Here is a 16,466-nt window from a genome sequence, read left to right on the forward strand (position 1 = left end):
TATTCCTCGCTCGTTCAGACTCAGTGCGGTGTAAAAGTCACGCGTTTTGGTACGGGCTTAAATGTACCGGCTGTACTCCACCATGGCATCAAGAGGAAGAAGCCGTAATAAATCACTGCACACACCTGAGAAATACGCTCACCAGTGGGAGACGGTGCTTGCACACCGAGGTAACCCAAAATCACGAATGCAATTGCGAAAACGATGTACACCAGTTTGTGCCAGCTCGGACGATAGCGAATTGACTTGGCAGGAGAGTGATCAAGCCATGGCAGGAAAGCCAGAATAACGACTGAACCACCGAACAATACAACACCCCAGAATTTTGCATCAAGCGCACCAGGCATCATGCCGGCAATAGCCACCAGTGCAATACCAGCTATCGCTGTCTTAATTGTTTTTGCAAGACTAGACTTCACAAAGATAAATGCAACATACGCGGCGAGTCCACCCTGAACAACAAACAGGAATTCCGATGTTGTGGCACGCAAAATCGAGTAGAAAGGCGTGAAGTACCAGGTTGGCGCAATGTGCGGTGGCGTTTTCAGAGAGTCAGCTGGAATGAAGTTGTTGTACTCAAGGAAGAACCCCCCCATTTCCGGAGCAAAGAAAACCACAGCACTGAACAGCGTTAAGAATACTGTTGCGCCGAAAATGTCTTTTGTCGAGTAGTACGGGTGCGAAGGAATACCATCGACAGGGTGGCCGTCTTCGCCGATGTTATCTTTAATTTCAACACCGTCCGGATTATTAGAACCAACTTCGTGCAACGCAATCAAGTGAGCAGCGACCAACCCGAGTAAAACCAGTGGAATTGCAATCACATGGAAAGAGAAGAAGCGGTTCAACGTTGCATCAGACACAACGTAATCACCACGGATCCATAAAGACAGGTCAGGGCCGATAAACGGAATTGCGCCAAACAGATTAACAATAACCTGTGCACCCCAGTAAGACATCTGACCCCAAGGCAGCAGGTAACCGAAGAACGCCTCCGCCATCAGGCACAGGAAAATCGCAAAGCCAAACAACCAGATCAGTTCACGTGGCTTGCGGTATGAACCGTACATCAGTGCACGAGCCATATGCAGATACACAACGATGAAGAATGCAGAAGCACCTGTGGAATGCATGTAGCGGACTAACCAGCCCCACGGCACATCGCGCATGATGGTTGTTTCGACGGAAAAGAATGCAAGGCTCGCATCTGGCTTGTAGTGCATCACTAGGAAAATGCCTGTCACGATTTGTATCATCAGCACCAGCATTGCCAGCGAGCCGAAGATATACCAGAAATTGAAATTCTTCGGTGCGTAGTATTTACCCCACTGATCATTCCACAATTGTGTCAGTGGAAAGCGGGAATCTACCCAGTTCAGTGCTTTCGCGGCTGCGGATGCATCGTCCGGAAGTTTTTTCTCAACAAATGCCATGATTACGCCTCGCCTTTTTCATCTTTACCGATCAGGATTTTGGTGTCAGACAGGAACATATGTCTTGGCACATCCAGATTTTGCGGAGCCGGTTTGTTTTTAAAAACACGACCAGCCAGGTCAAATGTCGAGCCATGGCAAGGACACAAAAATCCACCTTGCCAATCATCAGGCAAAGAAGGCTGAGCACCAGCCTGGAATTTAGAACTCGGAGAGCAGCCGAGATGAGAGCAGATACCGACTGTGATCAGAATTTCTGGGTGTTCTTTACGGGAACGTGATTGTTTTTCACAATATTCTGGCAAATCCATTGTGTATGGTTTTGCGGACAAGGGGTCAGCAACTTTGTCATCTGTTTTAGGCAGACTTGCCATCATCTCCGGAGTCCTTTTCAGAATCCAGACTGGTTTACCACGCCACTCCACCGTTGTCATTTCGCCGGACTTCAGTGTGGAAATATCCACCTCCACCGGAGCACCCGCCGCTTTTGCGCGCTCTGATGGCTGGAATGTACTCACAAATGCCCCTGCCGTTGCCAAACCCGCTACGCCACCTGCTGCGCAAGTGGCGACGAGCAATCCACGACGGCCAGAATCGACCTGTTTCTCGTCACTCATACCAACCCCAATCTGTAATATCAAACCCGATAAAGCCTAAGCTAACTTCAAGTAACGCTGGATTATAAAGTACCGAAATATGCTTTCAAAGCAAAAGATCTGCAAAAAATGAAGTTAAGCGATTTTCAGATCTTTTTCACGTTTTTTTGATATTTTTCGAAGCAAAGCAATGATTTTTGTGGTTATTCAGAAACCCGGAAACGTTCTTTGACAAAGATCAGAACACCGCTTTAAAAATCTACTATTAGAATACTGTAGTCAAAAAATATACTGACATAAAACCAATCAAACAGGGAGCTTTTTATTATGAGTATGTTGCAGGAATTCAAAACTTTCGTCAGCAAAGGGAACGTAATTGATCTTGCGGTCGGTGTAATTATCGGTGCCGCATTTAATAAAATTGTAGAGTCTCTGGTCGGTGACATAGTTATGCCATTGCTAACCCGCATTTTAGGTGGCGGATTAGATTTCAGTAACTACTACATTCCACTGAACGGGCAAAGCACAACACTGGCCTTGACCGAGGCAAAAAAACTGGGAGGCGTCATTGCATACGGTAACTTTGTTACCATCAGTCTTAATTTTCTGATTATGGCTTTTGTCATTTTCCAAATGGTTCGCCTTTTCAATAAAATGAAAAAAGAAGAACCGCAAGCAGAGCCTGCACCGGCAGTCACGCCGGAAGATATTGTTTTGCTTCGTGAAATTCGTGACTCATTGAAGAAATAACGAAAAAAGGCTGCTGACGCTTCACATCAGCAGCCTTTTTGTATTGCAGGTCATCAAACCGGATTATCAACATCTATAAACTCACACTCCAGTCCAAATTTTTCCTGCAAAAGATTACCCAGCGCCATAACACCGTATCGCTCGGTTGCATGATGACCTGCTGCTATATAGGTTACGCCTGACTCCCTAGCGATATGAACAATCGGTTCAGAAATTTCACCACTGATATAAGTATCAACCCCAGCCTGAATAGCTTGCTCCAGATAATTGTGTGCTGCCCCGGTACACCACGCGACTTTACCCGGTGACCTTGTAAGGTCACCAATTACCAAGGGCTCTCGGTGTAATTTTTCCCGCAGGAGTTTTACAACCGCCCCCGTATCCGGAATTTTTTCGGGGTCCCAGCTACCCGTCCATCCAAGATTTTCATCACCGAAATTTCCGTCTGGCTTCAAGCCAAGTAATTTCCCGAGTTGGGAGTTATTTCCGATTTCCGGATGTGCATCCAAAGGTAAATGGTAAGCAAATAAGTTTATCTGATGCTGAATCAGTGCGGAAATACGCTTATACTTTTGCCCAGTGATACGCATGTCTTCACCACGCCAGAAATATCCATGATGCACAAGAACTGTATCTGCTTTTCGCGCAATGGCGGCATCAATCAACGCCTGGCAGGCAGTTACTCCCGTTATTACACGGCGAATGACCGGTTTCCCTTCCACCTGCAGTCCATTTGGGCAATAATCGCGAAATCGGCTTACCTGCAGCTCGTTATCAAGAAAGCGGATGAGCTCATTGCGGTGAATTTCTTTTTCTTTCATATATTCTGATGAAACGACTTTGGTTATTGTTTGCACAAACAGTTACTGTTGCCCTTGCACTCTGGTTTATTGTAGCGACACTCAAACCTGAATGGCTGCATCATAGCGGAAATAGCTTCCCATCCATCCAACAGGGTTTGAACGGGATTCGCAGCGCCCCCTCGAGTAATTCACCAGGCACAGCCTCCTACCGGGACGCAGCAGGTAAAGCCATGCCCTCTGTCGTAAACATATACACATCCAAAGAGGTGAAGCGGCAACATAATCCGTGGATGAACGATCCTTTTCTTAAGCGCTTCTTCGGAGAACAACCTCAGCGTGAAGAGCGACAGTCCAGTTTGGGATCTGGCGTGATTGTCAGTACCTCCGGATATATTCTGACAAACAATCACGTCGTTGAATCAGCAGATGAAATCGAAGTCGCCCTTACCGACGGACGCAAAGCTAGTGCAAAAATCATAGGAACCGATCCGGAAACAGACCTTGCCGTCATTAAAATTGACCTGGGAAATTTGCCAGTAGCGACACTCGGGAATTCAGATCAGGCACAGGTTGGAGATGTTGTCCTAGCCATTGGAAATCCCTACGGTGTTGGTCAGACGGTAACGATGGGAATTGTTTCCGCGGTGGGCCGAACGAATCTGGGAGACAACGGGTTTCAGAGTTTTATTCAGACAGACGCAGCAGTTAATCCCGGCAACTCTGGTGGTGCTCTGATTGATGTTAACGGCAACTTGCTCGGTATCAATACTGCCATTTACTCGCAAAATGGCGGCTCAGTTGGAATTGGATTCGCTATACCGATTGCCAGTGCACGCCAGGTAATGGAGTCCATCATCAGCCAGGGTCAGGTCGTGCGTGGATGGATAGGTGTCGAATTACAGGAAATCACTCCAGAGCTTGCGGACAGTCTGGGTTTGAAAATGGCTTCAGGTGCGATTATCGCTGGCGTTGTGCGCGATGGTCCTGCCTTCCGCGCGGGCATCAAACCTATCGACATTCTGATCGATGTAGAGGGGAAACCCGTTCGCAGTACAAATGATATGCTGAATCTGGTTTCGCAATTAAAGCCTGGCAGCAACGCTAAGATTAAGATTCTGCGCAACAACAACGAAATACTGTTGCATGTCGTAATCGGCAAGCGCCCACAATTTAAAAAAGATGACTAAACATGCACTTGCCTGACCTGCGAGCCTTTCTATCGGAACTCAGCGAAAATAATCAGCGTGCCTGGATGGCAATGAATAAGCCGAGGTATGACATTTTACGTAAAGAGTTTCTCGAACTTACGTCAGCACTGATTGACTGGTTAAAGCATATTGACCCGGCTATCGCAAATACAAACCCGGCAAAAGCGATATTCAGGATTAACCGCGACATTCGATTTAGTCACGATAAATCCCCCTATAAAACTACTTTTTCTGCCTCTGTTGTACCGGACGGGCGGAAAAAACCATCGGAAGGTGGCGGACCAGCTTATTATTTTCAGTTTAATGCACAAGGAATTTTGCTCTTTGCCGTTGGAGAATATATGCCACCAACACACCGCCTTAAGCAAATACGGGATCAGTTGATATCTGATGGAGATGGTTTTCTGATGGCAATCAATAAAGCAGAGTTTCGCTCACATTTTCCTGAAATGCTTTCTGAAGGACAATTAGTGAAAGTGCCGAGAACTTATCCAGCAGATCACAGCATGGGCGAATGGCTAAAGTACAAAAATTTTATTGCTGTTAATGAAATACAATATGTGGGCATGACTGCACCTGAAGTGGTTGACCGACTTCTGACTGCGTTCCGATGTGCACAACCGTTAATTCAATGGCTTAGGAGCTCACACCAACGCACATGCAAGTTCACTTAGGAACAATCGCTCCCGCTAGACTATACAGATTCTTCTGACTCAGGTACTTTTGTTACCCGGGCAAACATCGGTGCAACCAACAATCCGAGTTCATATAATACCCACATCGGTAAAGCCAGCGAAAACTGACTTACGACGTCCGGCGGAGTAACGACTGCAGCGACAACAAATGCACCAACAATCACGTACGGGCGGATTGCCTTGAGTTTATCCAGAGGAACAATTCCCATTCGCACCAGGACTACAACAACGACTGGTACCTCAAACGTCACACCGAACGCGAGACACATAGACATGATGAAATCCAGATAGTTTTCGATATCAGGAGCAACATGAATTGACTGCGGAGCAAACTCATTGATGAAATGAAAAACCCGTCCAAAAACCAGGAAATAGCAAAAAGCGACGCCCGCAACGAAAAGAAGTGTCGATGAGATCACCAACGGGGCAATCAAACGTTTCTCATGCGCGTAAAGGCCGGGAGCAATAAATGCCCAGACCTGATACAGCACCCAGGGCAGAGCAATAACAAAGGCTGCCAGCAAAGTCACCTTCATCGGAACAAGGAACGGGGAAATAACACCCGTTGCAATCATTTGCGAACCGGCGGGCAATGACTCCAGCATAGGCTGCGCTAGAAAATCATAAATTGTTGCGGGCCCCGGCCAAACCATCAGAATCAGGCAAACCAGTCCAAGCCCGTATACAGCTTTTACAATTCGATCCCGCAGTTCAATCAAATGGGAAATGAAGCTCTCTTCAGCTGCCCCGCCGTTACTATCATTCATGAATTATTCTCAGAAAAAGCTGACAGGACGCCGTCCGTTCGCGCGAAATTTTGCCATCCTTGCGGAGCCTGAGATTACGTGCTGCCGGGTTTGCTGACGGTTTTTATACCATTGCGGTAACGCTGATGTGCGTGTCAGTTTTTTACGGCGAAACGTTTCCCGCTTGCGAATAAAGGACGTCTGGTCTGCAACGAATTCCGTGGACGGCGCAGGCGTATTGACAGATGGCGCATCCGAGAATACGGATCCCACATCATTCGACACATCCTGCCAACCCTGATTGATTGACTGATTTACATTCTGTGCAGCTTGCTGGACCTCATCCTGCATCTTACGCAAAGACTCAAGCTCAATTTCTCTGCTGACTTCCGCTTTGACATCATTGATGTAACGCTGTGCTCTGCCGAACAGAGTTCCAGCCATACGAGCAACCTTCGGCAGTTTCTCAGGCCCAATCACTACCAGTGCAACTACACCGATGAGTGCAAGCTTACTAATACCGAGATCAATCATTTCTTATCCCGGTCAAAAAGCGAACAATCACGATCAGCTTTTCTCTTTGTTTTCAACAGTCTGATTTTGCACCTGTTGCGGAGCAGAACTATCAGCTCCGTTCACACCATCTTTAAAACCTTTAACTGCCTTACCAAGATCAGATCCGACATTAGCCAGTTTTTTAGTGCCAAATACCAAGACCACAACAACCAGCACGATAAGCCAGTGCCAGATACTAAAAGAACCCATTTCAAACTCCCGGGGAATCAGATTCCCCTAATAATTTCAGTTAATCAACGCCAGGGTTTTGGGCCACCAATGACGTGCATATGCAGATGATACACTTCCTGTCCACCATCCGGACCGGTATTAACCAACGTTTTGTACCCACCCGTCAATTTTCCATCAGGTTGCAAGACGGGCGCACATCCTGCTTTCTCCGCCAGCCTCGATGCAAGTGCAAGCATTCTGCCCAGAAGTTCGCCATGCTCTGCACCAACTGCGGATAAAGTATCAAAATGCTTACGCGGAATGATCAGCATATGAACAGGTGCGGCGGGATGAATATCATTAAAAGCGATGAGGTCTTCATCTTCATGTACGATAGTTGCCGGAATTTGTCCCGCTGCAATTTTGCAAAAAATACAGTTATCCAATTTATTTCCAGATTCAGTAGTGGAATTTATCAGTTATCGCTACGTGATGCTTTTTCGACCAGACCTGATAGCCCCTCACGCCGAGCCAGTTCATCCAGTACCTGCTGTGGACGAACATTATAGTTCGCCAACATGACAAGCGAATGAAACCACAAATCGGCACACTCGTAAATCAGATCAGCGGCGTCACCACTAACGCGCGCATCTTTTGCGGCAAGTACAACCTCCGTTGCCTCTTCACCAACTTTCTTTAAAATGGCATCATCACCCTTTGCAAACAGCTTTGCAACATAGGAAGTTGCAGGGTCACCACCATTCTGAGGTTTACGGGATTCAATCAAATCGCTAAGGCGCTCAAGAATTATTTGGTCGTCTGTCATTTATAAATTGCCTCAGGGTCTTTCAAAACAGGCTCAACTGCTACCCAATCAGCATCCTGAACTTTGCCTTCGAGTTTTTGAAAAAAACAGGAATGACGGCCTGTATGGCAGGCAACTGAACCAGCTTGCGTAACTTTGATGAGGATAACGTCCTCGTCACAGTCCAGACGGATTTCGTGAACTTTCTGAATATGACCTGACTCCTCACCTTTATGCCACAATTTCTTACGTGACCGGCTCCAGTAGACGGCCTCACCACAATCTACTGTTTTCGTGAGCGCTTCGCGGTTCATCCATGCAAACATCAGAATATCGTTGGTTCCAAGTTCCTGAGCAATAACAGGCACTAAACCATTCTCATCCCAGCGTACTTTGTTAAGCCATTTCGCAGCACTCATATTAACCTCACAGGAATCCCCTGATCGGCCATAAATTGCTTGGCCTCGCCGACAGTATGCTGTCCATAATGAAAAATGCTGGCTGCCAGAACTGCATCAGCACCACCCTTGCGAATACCATCCGCAAGATCCTGCAAGCCACCGACACCACCGGATGCGATCACCGGAATTGGAACAGCATCGGACACGGCACGCGTCAAAGCCAGATCAAATCCGGATCGCGTACCATCTTTATCCATGCTAGTCAGCAAAATCTCCCCGGCACCGAGCTCAGCCATGTGTTGCGCCCATTCAACGGCATCCAGACCAGTCGCGTTGCGACCACCATGAGTGTAAACCTCCCATTTACCGGGCTTAACCTGTTTAGCATCAATAGCAACAACAATGCATTGTGAACCGTATTTATGTGCCGCATCAGCAACTAAACGCGGATTCGTCACTGCGGATGTGTTCATTCCGACTTTGTCAGCACCAGCGTTCAACAGACGACGCACATCTTCAACAGCGCGCACTCCACCGCCAACGGTGAGTGGGATAAAAACCTGTGAAGCAACAGCCTCGATGATTGGCAAGATCAGGTCACGTCCGTCAGAAGAAGCGGTAATATCCAGAAAGGTAATCTCATCAGCACCTTGCTGGTCATAGCGACGAGCAATTTCTACCGGGTCGCCAGCATCACGTAACTCCTGAAAATTGACTCCTTTGACAACACGTCCTGCAGTCACATCCAGGCAGGGAATAATCCGTTTTGCAAGCGTCATCAGTCAATCGCTTCCATATCATCGAACTCACCACTGAGTTCATCAGCACGATTTTGTGCTTCCTGCAGATTCAGGGTACCTTCATATATGGATCGTCCACAGATGACACCCTCAATACCATCATCCTGCACCTCACACAATGCTTCTACATCTTTGATTGTATGCACGCCACCGGATGCGATCACTGGAATATTCACAGCCTGCGCCAGTTTTACAGTTGCTTCGATATTCACACCACCCATCATGCCATCACGGCCAATGTCTGTATAAATAATCGACTCAACACCGTAATCTTCAAATTTACGTGCCAGATCAATGACTTCATGACCGGATAATTTACTCCAGCCATCGGTCGCAACCTTACCGTCTTTGGCATCAATACCAACAATAATCTGGCCCGGAAATGCGCTGCAAGCATCAGCGAGGAAACCCGGGTTTTTCACTGCAGCAGTACCAATGATGATGTATGAAATTCCATCATCGAGGTAACGCTCTATAGTGTCGAGGTCGCGGATGCCGCCGCCTAACTGCACTGGAATTTCATCAGTGCCCGTTTCTTCAGCGAACTCGCGCACCGCCTGCAAAATCGCTTTTACAGCACTTTCATTTTTTGGCTTTCCGGCAAATGCACCATTCAGATCGACAAGATGTAATCTGCGAGCCCCCTGACGCAACCAGTGGCGCGCCATGTCGGCCGGGTCTTCGGAAAATACGGTAGCTTGTTCCATATCGCCTTGTTTCAGGCGGACGCAGTGACCATCTTTCAGGTCGATAGCAGGGATGAGCAGCATAATGTAAAAGAGACGTCAGAGAATCTGAAAAAAAATCAGGTTGTGAGCTTAAAAAAGAAGCCGTCAGGGCTTCCAGTGTACAAAATTCTTATACAGTTGCAACCCGGCAGACGCACTCTTCTCCGGATGAAACTGTGTTGCGAACAAATTGTCCCGAGCGACAGCGCAAGTAAATGTTACGCCAAATTCTGTGACAGCACTCGTGTCAGCAGAATCATCCGGACATGCATAAAAACTATGCACAAAATAAAAATATGCATCCTGCTCAATGCCAGTCCACATCGCATGCTTCTGCGTCTGGCGCACCCGGTTCCAACCCATTTGCGGAACCTTGTAGCGGGAACCGTCAGGTTGCTTCAATCCGTCAAGTGCGAACCGCACCACACGCCCAGGCAATAATCCAAGTCCGGGTGTATTGCCTTCTTCACTGACATCGAACAACATTTGCTCGCCGACACAAACGCCAAACATCGGCTTACTACGGCTGGCCTCCAGTACTGCCTCCTGCACGCCGGACTCCTGCAAACTACGCATGCAATCGGGCATTGCACCTTGCCCGGGCAAAACAATGCGTTCAGCCGCACGTATCTGCTCAGGGTCCCCGGAAATCAGCACTTCAGCCTCTGGTGCAACGGCTCTCAGCGCCTGCGCTACAGAGCGCAGGTTTCCCATGCCATAGTCAACTACAACGATTTTTTGCATGATCACTTATCCTGTTACAGACAACCTTTAGTCGAAGGAATCACGCCGGCAGAGCGTGGGTCCAGCTCAGTTGCCATACGCAATGCACGTCCAAACGCCTTAAACACTGTTTCTGCCTGATGATGTGAATTATCGCCACGCAAATTATCAATGTGCAGAGTGACCTGAGCGTGATTAACAAATCCCTGAAAAAACTCGCGGAACAAGTCAACATCAAAGCTTCCGATTGCAGCTCTGGTGAATGGGATGTGATAGCTGAGTCCCGGACGACCGGAAAAATCAATCACGACCCTGGATAAAGCCTCATCCAGAGGCACATACGCGTGACCATAACGGCGAATACCTTTTTTGTCGCCCACTGCCTGAGCAAATGCTTGTCCCAGCGTGATACCAACATCCTCCACCGTATGATGATCATCAATGTGAGTATCGCCCTTCGCTTCGATTTCAAGGTCAATCAAACCATGACGTGCGATCTGATCCAGCATATGATCCAGAAACGGAACACCTGTATTCAGCTTTTGCTGGCCTGTACCATCGAGATTAATTGCAACGCGGATTTGCGTTTCACTGGTATTGCGGGTGACCGCCGCAATGCGGTTTTCTGAAGTAGTCATGATCAAATAGATGCTGCAAACGCAGCCAGAAAACGGGTATTGTCTTCATGAGAGCTGACTGTAATACGCAAGCAGTTCTCAAGCAGTGAGTGCATTTTACCCACATTTTTTACAAGGATCCGGTGCTGTAATAATTTACTGAAAACCTGTTCAGCGTCAGCAACACGAATCAGCAGAAAATTGGCAGCAGACGGATAAACCTGAACACCGGGAATTTGCGCAAGCGCAGTGGCGAGAAGACTTCGTTGTTTCCGTAACTCAGCCGCTTGCTGTTCCAGAACATCGGAATGCTGAAGAACAAAGCATGCTGCTGCCTCGGTCAGTACATTGATATTGTACGGAGGGCGCACTTTCTCAAATTCAGCCATCAATTCAGGTGAACCTGTCATGTATCCAAGACGAATCCCTGCCAGTCCCAGCTTGGAAACTGTGCGCATGACCACCAGCTGAGGATATTGCGATACCCGCTCCATCCAGGTTTTCTGCGCAAATGGCTGATAGGCTTCGTCTACGACAACAATACTTGTCGTGCAGGCTGAAATAATGTCATGCATGACGTTGTCATCAAACAAAGCACCAGTCGGGTTATTCGGGTACGCAAGATAAACAATCGCTGGCTGATGTACACGAATTGCTTCAATCATTGCAGCAGCGTCCAGCTGGAACTCACTGGTCAGCGGAACGCCGACGAATTCCATTCCTGCCAGCTTGGCAGACATCGCATACATAACAAACCCCGGTACAGGTGCCAGGATTTTAGCGCCGGGCTTTGCACAAGCCACGGCAAGCATAGAAATCAGCTCGTCAGAACCGTTACCCAGTACAACAGGCCAGTCATCAGGTACTTTAAACTGCGCTCTGATATGCTGCTTGAGCTCTGTATAAGCCGGAGCAGGATAACGATTCATCGTAACCGCTGCCAGATGCTCTGACAACGCATGCTGCAATTCAGCCGGAAGAGAAAATGGATTTTCCATTGCATCCAGCTTCAGAAAGCCTTCAGCATCCGGGACATGATAGGCCGATAAGGCCCGTACTTCAGGACGGATCACAGCCGTCACAGGTGAGGAACTCACAATACACTCCGGGTATCGTTAACAGGGACAGGCTGATTACCGCGCTTCCTGTAGTCATGCCTGTATCGCTTCGCACAGCGTCACTTCCGGCAATGCGGCCAGGCGCTGCTCTATCATGGCGCAATAATCCGGATTCAGTTCAAATCCGGCAAAATCACGTCCACAGCGGCGGGCAGCAACTGCGGTAGTGCCGCTGCCCATAAATGGATCAAGAACGACACCGCCTGGTGGGCAGGACGCTTTGATCATACGTTCAATAATTTCCAATGGCTTTTGTGTCGGGTGATCTTCACGTTCAGCATGTTCACGATGCAAACGTGAAATACTCCATACATCTTTTGGATTAAATCCCAGCTCCAGCCATTTCGCACCCTCGAATATTTTTCTGGTTCTGGCTTTTTTTGTTGCCTCATCATACGGAATACGAATTGCATCCAGATCGAAGTAATAGTCTTTTGCATTGACAAAAAAACCTATCGTATCGTGCACTGATGAGTAACGCCGCACAGAGCCGCCCATTGACGGCACCCGCCGATCCCAGATAATTTCATTCACCATTTGCATGCGCTTTTTCAGCATGACAAAAATCTCCGGCGAATATCTCCAGGTCAGAAAAATATACAGACTGCCATTTCGCTTCAGCTTAGGCAGCACAAGATCAATCCACGCTGTCATCCATTCCAGATAGGCATCAGCCTCCAGCTTATCGGAATCATTGCCGTAATCCTTGCCCAACCCATAAGGAGGGTCGGCAAGGATCAGGTCGATGCTGGCATCAGGAATGTTCTGCATTCCGGTCAGTGCATCTTCACAATAAATCCGGTTACGCCAGGATGGCATCATGCTTCTCCGCCATCCTTCAGGCGCATTTCAGCACTGCGTGCATGCGCCTGCAAACCTTCACCATAAGCAAGTTCTGCGGCGACTTTACCCAGCTTCTGTGCACCCTGCTCTGATACGTAAATTACGGATGAGCGCTTCTGGAAATCGTAAACACCGAGCGGTGACGAAAAACGTGCCGTACGAGATGTAGGCAAAACGTGATTCGGACCAGCGCAATAATCGCCGAGCGACTCAGAGGTGAAACGTCCAAGGAACATGGCACCGGCATGACGGATTTTATCTGCCCAGACATCAGGGTTCTCCGCAGAAATTTCCAGATGCTCCGGCGCAATCCGGTTCGCAATCTCACATGCTTCATCCATGTCACGTACCTTAATCAGGGCACCACGGTTTGCAAGCGATGTCCGAATCACGTCCTGCCTTGGCATCTGCGGTAAAAGACGCGCGATACTCTGCAAAACAGCGTCCAGATACTCATTGTCAGGGCAAAGCAGAATGGACTGTGCCAGCTCGTCATGCTCCGCCTGAGAAAATAAATCCATTGCGACCCAGTCCGGTGGCGTCGTACCGTCACAAATCACAAGAATTTCGGATGGCCCTGCGATCATATCAATACCAACAGTGCCAAAAACGCGGCGCTTTGCTGCCGCTACATAGGCATTACCTGGGCCGACGATCTTGTCGACTTGCGGAATGGTATCAGTCCCGTAGGCAAGAGCACCTACTGCCTGCGCACCACCAATCGTAAATACGCGATCCACTCCGGCAATCGCTGCTGCAGCCAGCACCAGCGGATTTTTAACCCCGTCAGGTGTCGGCACCACCATAATAATTTCTTTGACGCCGGCGACCTTTGCCGGAATCGCATTCATCAGGACGGAAGAAGGATATGCTGCCTTTCCTCCCGGCACATAAATACCAACACGATCCAGCGGAGTCACCTTCTGACCGAGACGTGTTCCATCTGCTTCAGTGTACATAAAGCCATCTGAGCCACACTCTGCTTTCTGGCGCTCATGATACGCACGCACTCTTGCTGCAGCACTTTCCAGTGCAGCCCTGCGCTCAGGAGCCAGACTGTCGAGTGCAGCCTGCATTTCAGACTGAGCCAGTTCCAGACTTGCTACGCTGTCAGCCTGCATACGATCAAAGCGATTCGTAGCCTCCAGTACGGCCGCGTCACCCTGCGTTCTCACACTGGCCAGAATTTGTGCTGCAGCGCGCTCAATCGCTTCGTCTTCCGTCGCTTCAAATGCGAGTAAAGCATGCAGGCGCTGCAGAAAATCCGGTTCGCCAGAATTCAGTCGTGTAATCAGTGAAGCCATGGTTTACTTTCTTGCTTAAACGATCAGGCCGAACGGCGCGCTGCCTGTTCAAAGGCCTGTAATATAGGTTGCAGTCGTTCACGTTTCAGTTTCAACGCAGCCTGATTCACGATCAGACGCGACGAAATATCCATGATGTGTTCGACCTCGACCAGATTGTTAGCACGTAAAGTACTGCCTGTACTGACCAGATCGACGATTGCATCCGAAAGACCGACTAAGGGTGCCAGCTCCATAGAGCCATACAGCTTGATCAAATCAACGTGCACGCCTTTTTTTGCAAAATGCTCACGGGCCGTCTTGGTATATTTGGTTGCTACACGCAAACGTGCGCCCTGGCGTACCGCCTTGTCGTAATCAAAACCAGCTGACACTGCAACAGAAACACGGCACTGTGCGATATTCAGATCGATAGGCTGATACAAACCCTCGCCGCCATGTTCATGCAACACGTCTTTTCCAGCCACGCCGAAATCAGCAGCACCATGTTGCACATAGGTCGGAACATCGGATGCACGCACGATGATCACACGTACCGCCGGGTCATTCGTCGCCAGAATCAGTTTGCGGGATTTTTCCGGATCTTCAGTCACACGAATACCTGCAGCCTCAAGTAAAGGCAGCGTTTCTTCGAAAATACGTCCTTTAGATAAAGCGAGTGTCAGTTGCTGACTCATGACTTCACCCGTTCAATCTGAGCGCCGACACCTTTCAGTTTGACTTCCATACGGTCATAACCACGATCCAGATGGTAAATACGATCCACCAGTGTTTGCCCTTCGGCAGCAAGACCGGCGATCACCAGCGATGCCGAAGCACGCAAATCAGTTGCCATCACCGGAGCACCAACCAGACGCTCCATACCAGTCACAATCGCAGTGTGCCCATCAATATCAATGTTTGCACCGAGGCGGTTCAGCTCCTGAACGTGCATAAACCGGTTTTCAAAAATGGTTTCTGTTACACGGCTGCTGCCCTGCGCAACGCAGTTCATTGCCATAAACTGCGCTTGCATATCCGTCGGGAAGCCCGGATATTCCGTTGTACGGAAACTCACAGCTTTCGACCTTCCGCTCATTTGCGCACGAATCCAGTCTGGTCCCGTCGTCAGAATAACGCCCGCCTCGCGCAATTTATCCAGAGCAACATCCAGAATATCGCTGCGTGTTCGGGTCAGTGTCACATCACCGCCAGCAGCTGCAACCGCGCACAGGAAAGTTGCCGTCTCAATACGATCCGCAATAACACTGTGGCTGGCACCGTGTAACTGATCCACACCCTGAATAATCAGTCGGTCTGTACCGATACCTTCAATTTTTGCACCCATTGCAACCAGTAAATGAGCCAGATCGGTAACTTCCGGCTCACGTGCCGCATTTTCGAGCACGGTCTCACCTTCCGCCAGCGTTGCCGCCATCAGTAAGTTCTCAGTACCGGTCACCGTGATCATGTCGGTTACGATACGTGCACCACGCAATTTCTTCGCTTTCGCGTGAATGTATCCCGCCTCAATCGTAATTTCAGCGCCCATCGCCTGAAGGCCCTTAATGTGCTGATCAACCGGACGGGATCCGATCGCGCAACCTCCCGGCAACGACACTTTCGCCTCGCCAAAGCGTGCCAGTAATGGTCCGAGAACCAGAATAGACGCACGCATGGTTTTAACGAGATCGTAAGGCGCTTCAAGTTTATTGATGCCGGTTCCGTTGAGCACAGTCACGCCATTTTCCTGCGTAACCTGCAAACCCATCTGGCGCAATAATTTCAGCATTGTGCTGACGTCTTGCAGGGACGGAACATTGCTCAGAACAACATCGCCGGCAGTCAGTAACCCTGCACAGAGAATTGGTAAAGCGGCATTTTTTGCACCTGCGATTTCAATTGCGCCATTCAGGCGCTGACCGCCTGTAATCAGTAGCTTATCCATTATGCCTGGTACTCGTCAGGTGTCAGAGTTTTCATCGATAAAGCATGAATTTCTTCACGCATACGTTCACCCAGCACGGCATAAACCATTTGATGGCGCTGAATCAGACGCTTGCCGGCAAACGCGGCACAAACGATCACAGCCTGAAAATGCTGACCATCGCCCTCAACTTGCAGATGTGTGCAGTCGAGACCTGCTGCGATGTACTGATGAATTTGTTCTGGGGTTGGTAACACAATAAAT

The 16,466-nt window shown here is 48.8% G+C and carries 22 protein-coding genes; 3 read left to right on the plus strand and 19 right to left on the minus strand.

Annotated features, from left to right (window positions below; all coding sequences use genetic code 11):
* Positions 1-20 precede the first annotated feature (20 nt).
* Positions 21-1,436 (minus strand): cytochrome b, encoded by a 1,416-nt coding sequence (locus tag KDM89_RS17470; protein ID WP_212689249.1) that lies wholly within the window; start codon positions 1,434-1,436, stop codon positions 21-23.
* Positions 1,436-2,050 carry a ubiquinol-cytochrome c reductase iron-sulfur subunit gene (petA, locus tag KDM89_RS17475; RefSeq protein ID WP_212689212.1) on the minus strand — a complete coding sequence of 205 codons (615 nt, stop codon included), beginning with the start codon at positions 2,048-2,050 and terminating at the stop codon, positions 1,436-1,438. Before petA ends, KDM89_RS17470 begins: the two co-directional genes overlap by 1 nt.
* 306 nt (positions 2,051-2,356) lie before the next feature.
* On the opposite strand from petA, the gene mscL reads away from it, so the two are divergent.
* Positions 2,357-2,779 carry a large conductance mechanosensitive channel protein MscL gene (gene mscL / locus KDM89_RS17480; RefSeq protein WP_329604689.1) on the plus strand — a complete coding sequence of 141 codons (423 nt, stop codon included), beginning with the start codon at positions 2,357-2,359 and terminating at the stop codon, positions 2,777-2,779.
* Positions 2,780-2,832: 53 nt separating this feature from the next.
* Here mscL and KDM89_RS17485 read toward each other — a convergent pair whose 3' ends face one another.
* Positions 2,833-3,585 carry a Nif3-like dinuclear metal center hexameric protein gene (locus KDM89_RS17485; RefSeq protein ID WP_212689251.1) on the minus strand — a complete coding sequence of 251 codons (753 nt, stop codon included), beginning with the start codon at positions 3,583-3,585 and terminating at the stop codon, positions 2,833-2,835.
* Positions 3,586-3,608: 23 nt separating this feature from the next.
* Here KDM89_RS17485 and KDM89_RS17490 point away from each other — a divergent pair, with 23 nt between their 5' ends.
* On the plus strand, positions 3,609-4,769 hold the full coding sequence (locus KDM89_RS17490; RefSeq protein WP_212689213.1) for a Do family serine endopeptidase: 1,161 nt from the start codon (positions 3,609-3,611) through the stop codon (positions 4,767-4,769).
* A 2-nt stretch (positions 4,770-4,771) separates the two neighbouring features.
* The gene (locus KDM89_RS17495) at positions 4,772-5,464 is read left to right on the plus strand and encodes a DUF2461 domain-containing protein (RefSeq protein WP_212689214.1); all 693 of its coding nucleotides are present in this window, start codon (positions 4,772-4,774) and stop codon (positions 5,462-5,464) included.
* Positions 5,465-5,484: 20 nt separating this feature from the next.
* Here the strand turns inward: KDM89_RS17495 and tatC are convergent, their stop codons facing one another.
* The 16 genes from tatC to KDM89_RS17575 all read right to left on the minus strand — a co-directional run bounded on the left by tatC (position 5,485) and on the right by KDM89_RS17575 (position 16,459).
* Positions 5,485-6,252: a twin-arginine translocase subunit TatC gene (gene tatC / locus KDM89_RS17500; protein WP_212689215.1), complete on the minus strand. Its 768-nt coding sequence runs from the start codon at positions 6,250-6,252 to the stop codon at positions 5,485-5,487.
* 9 nt (positions 6,253-6,261) lie between these two features.
* Complete coding sequence (gene tatB, locus KDM89_RS17505; RefSeq protein WP_212689216.1) at positions 6,262-6,765, minus strand: Sec-independent protein translocase protein TatB; 504 nt, start codon at positions 6,763-6,765, stop codon at positions 6,262-6,264.
* 33 nt (positions 6,766-6,798) lie between these two features.
* The gene (tatA, locus tag KDM89_RS17510) at positions 6,799-6,996 is read right to left on the minus strand and encodes a Sec-independent protein translocase subunit TatA (protein ID WP_212689217.1); all 198 of its coding nucleotides are present in this window, start codon (positions 6,994-6,996) and stop codon (positions 6,799-6,801) included.
* 44 nt (positions 6,997-7,040) lie between these two features.
* Positions 7,041-7,403, minus strand: a complete 363-nt coding sequence (locus KDM89_RS17515; protein ID WP_212689218.1) for a histidine triad nucleotide-binding protein — start codon at positions 7,401-7,403, stop codon at positions 7,041-7,043.
* A gap of 29 nt (positions 7,404-7,432) precedes the next feature.
* Positions 7,433-7,783, minus strand: coding sequence for a phosphoribosyl-ATP diphosphatase (locus KDM89_RS17520; protein ID WP_212689219.1), 351 nt, complete (start codon positions 7,781-7,783; stop codon positions 7,433-7,435).
* Positions 7,780-8,181: a phosphoribosyl-AMP cyclohydrolase gene (gene hisI / locus KDM89_RS17525; RefSeq protein WP_212689220.1), complete on the minus strand. Its 402-nt coding sequence runs from the start codon at positions 8,179-8,181 to the stop codon at positions 7,780-7,782. Before hisI ends, KDM89_RS17520 begins: the two co-directional genes overlap by 4 nt.
* On the minus strand, positions 8,178-8,942 hold the full coding sequence (gene hisF / locus KDM89_RS17530) for an imidazole glycerol phosphate synthase subunit HisF (protein ID WP_212689221.1): 765 nt from the start codon (positions 8,940-8,942) through the stop codon (positions 8,178-8,180). Before hisF ends, hisI begins: the two co-directional genes overlap by 4 nt.
* Positions 8,942-9,733 (minus strand): 1-(5-phosphoribosyl)-5-[(5-phosphoribosylamino)methylideneamino]imidazole-4-carboxamide isomerase, encoded by a 792-nt coding sequence (gene hisA, locus KDM89_RS17535; protein WP_212689222.1) that lies wholly within the window; start codon positions 9,731-9,733, stop codon positions 8,942-8,944. The genes hisF and hisA overlap by 1 nt, the downstream gene beginning before the upstream one ends.
* A gap of 63 nt (positions 9,734-9,796) precedes the next feature.
* On the minus strand, positions 9,797-10,435 hold the full coding sequence (gene hisH / locus KDM89_RS17540; protein WP_212689223.1) for an imidazole glycerol phosphate synthase subunit HisH: 639 nt from the start codon (positions 10,433-10,435) through the stop codon (positions 9,797-9,799).
* A 14-nt stretch (positions 10,436-10,449) separates the two neighbouring features.
* Positions 10,450-11,052, minus strand: coding sequence for an imidazoleglycerol-phosphate dehydratase HisB (gene hisB / locus KDM89_RS17545; RefSeq protein WP_212689224.1), 603 nt, complete (start codon positions 11,050-11,052; stop codon positions 10,450-10,452).
* 2 nt (positions 11,053-11,054) lie between these two features.
* Complete coding sequence (gene hisC / locus KDM89_RS17550) at positions 11,055-12,128, minus strand: histidinol-phosphate transaminase (RefSeq protein WP_329604690.1); 1,074 nt, start codon at positions 12,126-12,128, stop codon at positions 11,055-11,057.
* Between the two features lie 54 nt (positions 12,129-12,182).
* Positions 12,183-12,968 (minus strand): DNA-methyltransferase, encoded by a 786-nt coding sequence (locus KDM89_RS17555; protein WP_212689253.1) that lies wholly within the window; start codon positions 12,966-12,968, stop codon positions 12,183-12,185.
* Positions 12,968-14,296 carry a histidinol dehydrogenase gene (hisD, locus tag KDM89_RS17560; protein ID WP_212689225.1) on the minus strand — a complete coding sequence of 443 codons (1,329 nt, stop codon included), beginning with the start codon at positions 14,294-14,296 and terminating at the stop codon, positions 12,968-12,970. Before hisD ends, KDM89_RS17555 begins: the two co-directional genes overlap by 1 nt.
* A gap of 23 nt (positions 14,297-14,319) precedes the next feature.
* Positions 14,320-14,973 carry an ATP phosphoribosyltransferase gene (hisG, locus tag KDM89_RS17565; protein WP_212689226.1) on the minus strand — a complete coding sequence of 218 codons (654 nt, stop codon included), beginning with the start codon at positions 14,971-14,973 and terminating at the stop codon, positions 14,320-14,322.
* The gene (gene murA, locus KDM89_RS17570) at positions 14,970-16,223 is read right to left on the minus strand and encodes a UDP-N-acetylglucosamine 1-carboxyvinyltransferase (RefSeq protein WP_212689227.1); all 1,254 of its coding nucleotides are present in this window, start codon (positions 16,221-16,223) and stop codon (positions 14,970-14,972) included. Before murA ends, hisG begins: the two co-directional genes overlap by 4 nt.
* The gene (locus KDM89_RS17575) at positions 16,223-16,459 is read right to left on the minus strand and encodes a BolA family protein (protein ID WP_212689228.1); all 237 of its coding nucleotides are present in this window, start codon (positions 16,457-16,459) and stop codon (positions 16,223-16,225) included. Before KDM89_RS17575 ends, murA begins: the two co-directional genes overlap by 1 nt.
* Between the last annotated feature and the right edge of the window lie 7 nt (positions 16,460-16,466).

Source organism: Cognatundibacterium luofuense (assembly GCF_018139685.1).
GTDB classification, from domain to species: domain Bacteria; phylum Pseudomonadota; class Gammaproteobacteria; order Burkholderiales; family Burkholderiaceae_D; genus Undibacterium; species Undibacterium luofuense.

Bases quoted from the DNA above. Each gene is read 5' to 3' on its own strand.
- hisG (WP_212689226.1), bottom strand. From the start codon at position 14,973: ATGAGTCAGCAACTGACACTCGCTTTATCTAAAGGACGTATTTTCGAA.
- KDM89_RS17520 (WP_212689219.1), bottom strand. From the start codon at position 7,783: ATGACAGACGACCAAATAATTCTTGAGCGCCTTAGCGATTTGATTGAA.
- hisB (WP_212689224.1), bottom strand. From the start codon at position 11,052: ATGACTACTTCAGAAAACCGCATTGCGGCGGTCACCCGCAATACCAGT.
- hisF (WP_212689221.1), bottom strand. From the start codon at position 8,942: ATGACGCTTGCAAAACGGATTATTCCCTGCCTGGATGTGACTGCAGGA.
- KDM89_RS17495 (WP_212689214.1), top strand. From the start codon at position 4,772: ATGCACTTGCCTGACCTGCGAGCCTTTCTATCGGAACTCAGCGAAAAT.
- tatA (WP_212689217.1), bottom strand. From the start codon at position 6,996: ATGGGTTCTTTTAGTATCTGGCACTGGCTTATCGTGCTGGTTGTTGTG.
- hisD (WP_212689225.1), bottom strand. From the start codon at position 14,296: ATGGCTTCACTGATTACACGACTGAATTCTGGCGAACCGGATTTTCTG.
- hisH (WP_212689223.1), bottom strand. From the start codon at position 10,435: ATGCAAAAAATCGTTGTAGTTGACTATGGCATGGGAAACCTGCGCTCT.
- petA (WP_212689212.1), bottom strand. From the start codon at position 2,050: ATGAGTGACGAGAAACAGGTCGATTCTGGCCGTCGTGGATTGCTCGTC.
- tatB (WP_212689216.1), bottom strand. From the start codon at position 6,765: ATGATTGATCTCGGTATTAGTAAGCTTGCACTCATCGGTGTAGTTGCA.
- hisA (WP_212689222.1), bottom strand. From the start codon at position 9,733: ATGCTGCTCATCCCTGCTATCGACCTGAAAGATGGTCACTGCGTCCGC.
- tatC (WP_212689215.1), bottom strand. From the start codon at position 6,252: ATGAATGATAGTAACGGCGGGGCAGCTGAAGAGAGCTTCATTTCCCAT.
- hisI (WP_212689220.1), bottom strand. From the start codon at position 8,181: ATGAGTGCTGCGAAATGGCTTAACAAAGTACGCTGGGATGAGAATGGT.
- murA (WP_212689227.1), bottom strand. From the start codon at position 16,223: ATGGATAAGCTACTGATTACAGGCGGTCAGCGCCTGAATGGCGCAATT.
- KDM89_RS17555 (WP_212689253.1), bottom strand. From the start codon at position 12,968: ATGCCATCCTGGCGTAACCGGATTTATTGTGAAGATGCACTGACCGGA.
- mscL (WP_329604689.1), top strand. From the start codon at position 2,357: ATGAGTATGTTGCAGGAATTCAAAACTTTCGTCAGCAAAGGGAACGTA.
- KDM89_RS17490 (WP_212689213.1), top strand. From the start codon at position 3,609: ATGAAACGACTTTGGTTATTGTTTGCACAAACAGTTACTGTTGCCCTT.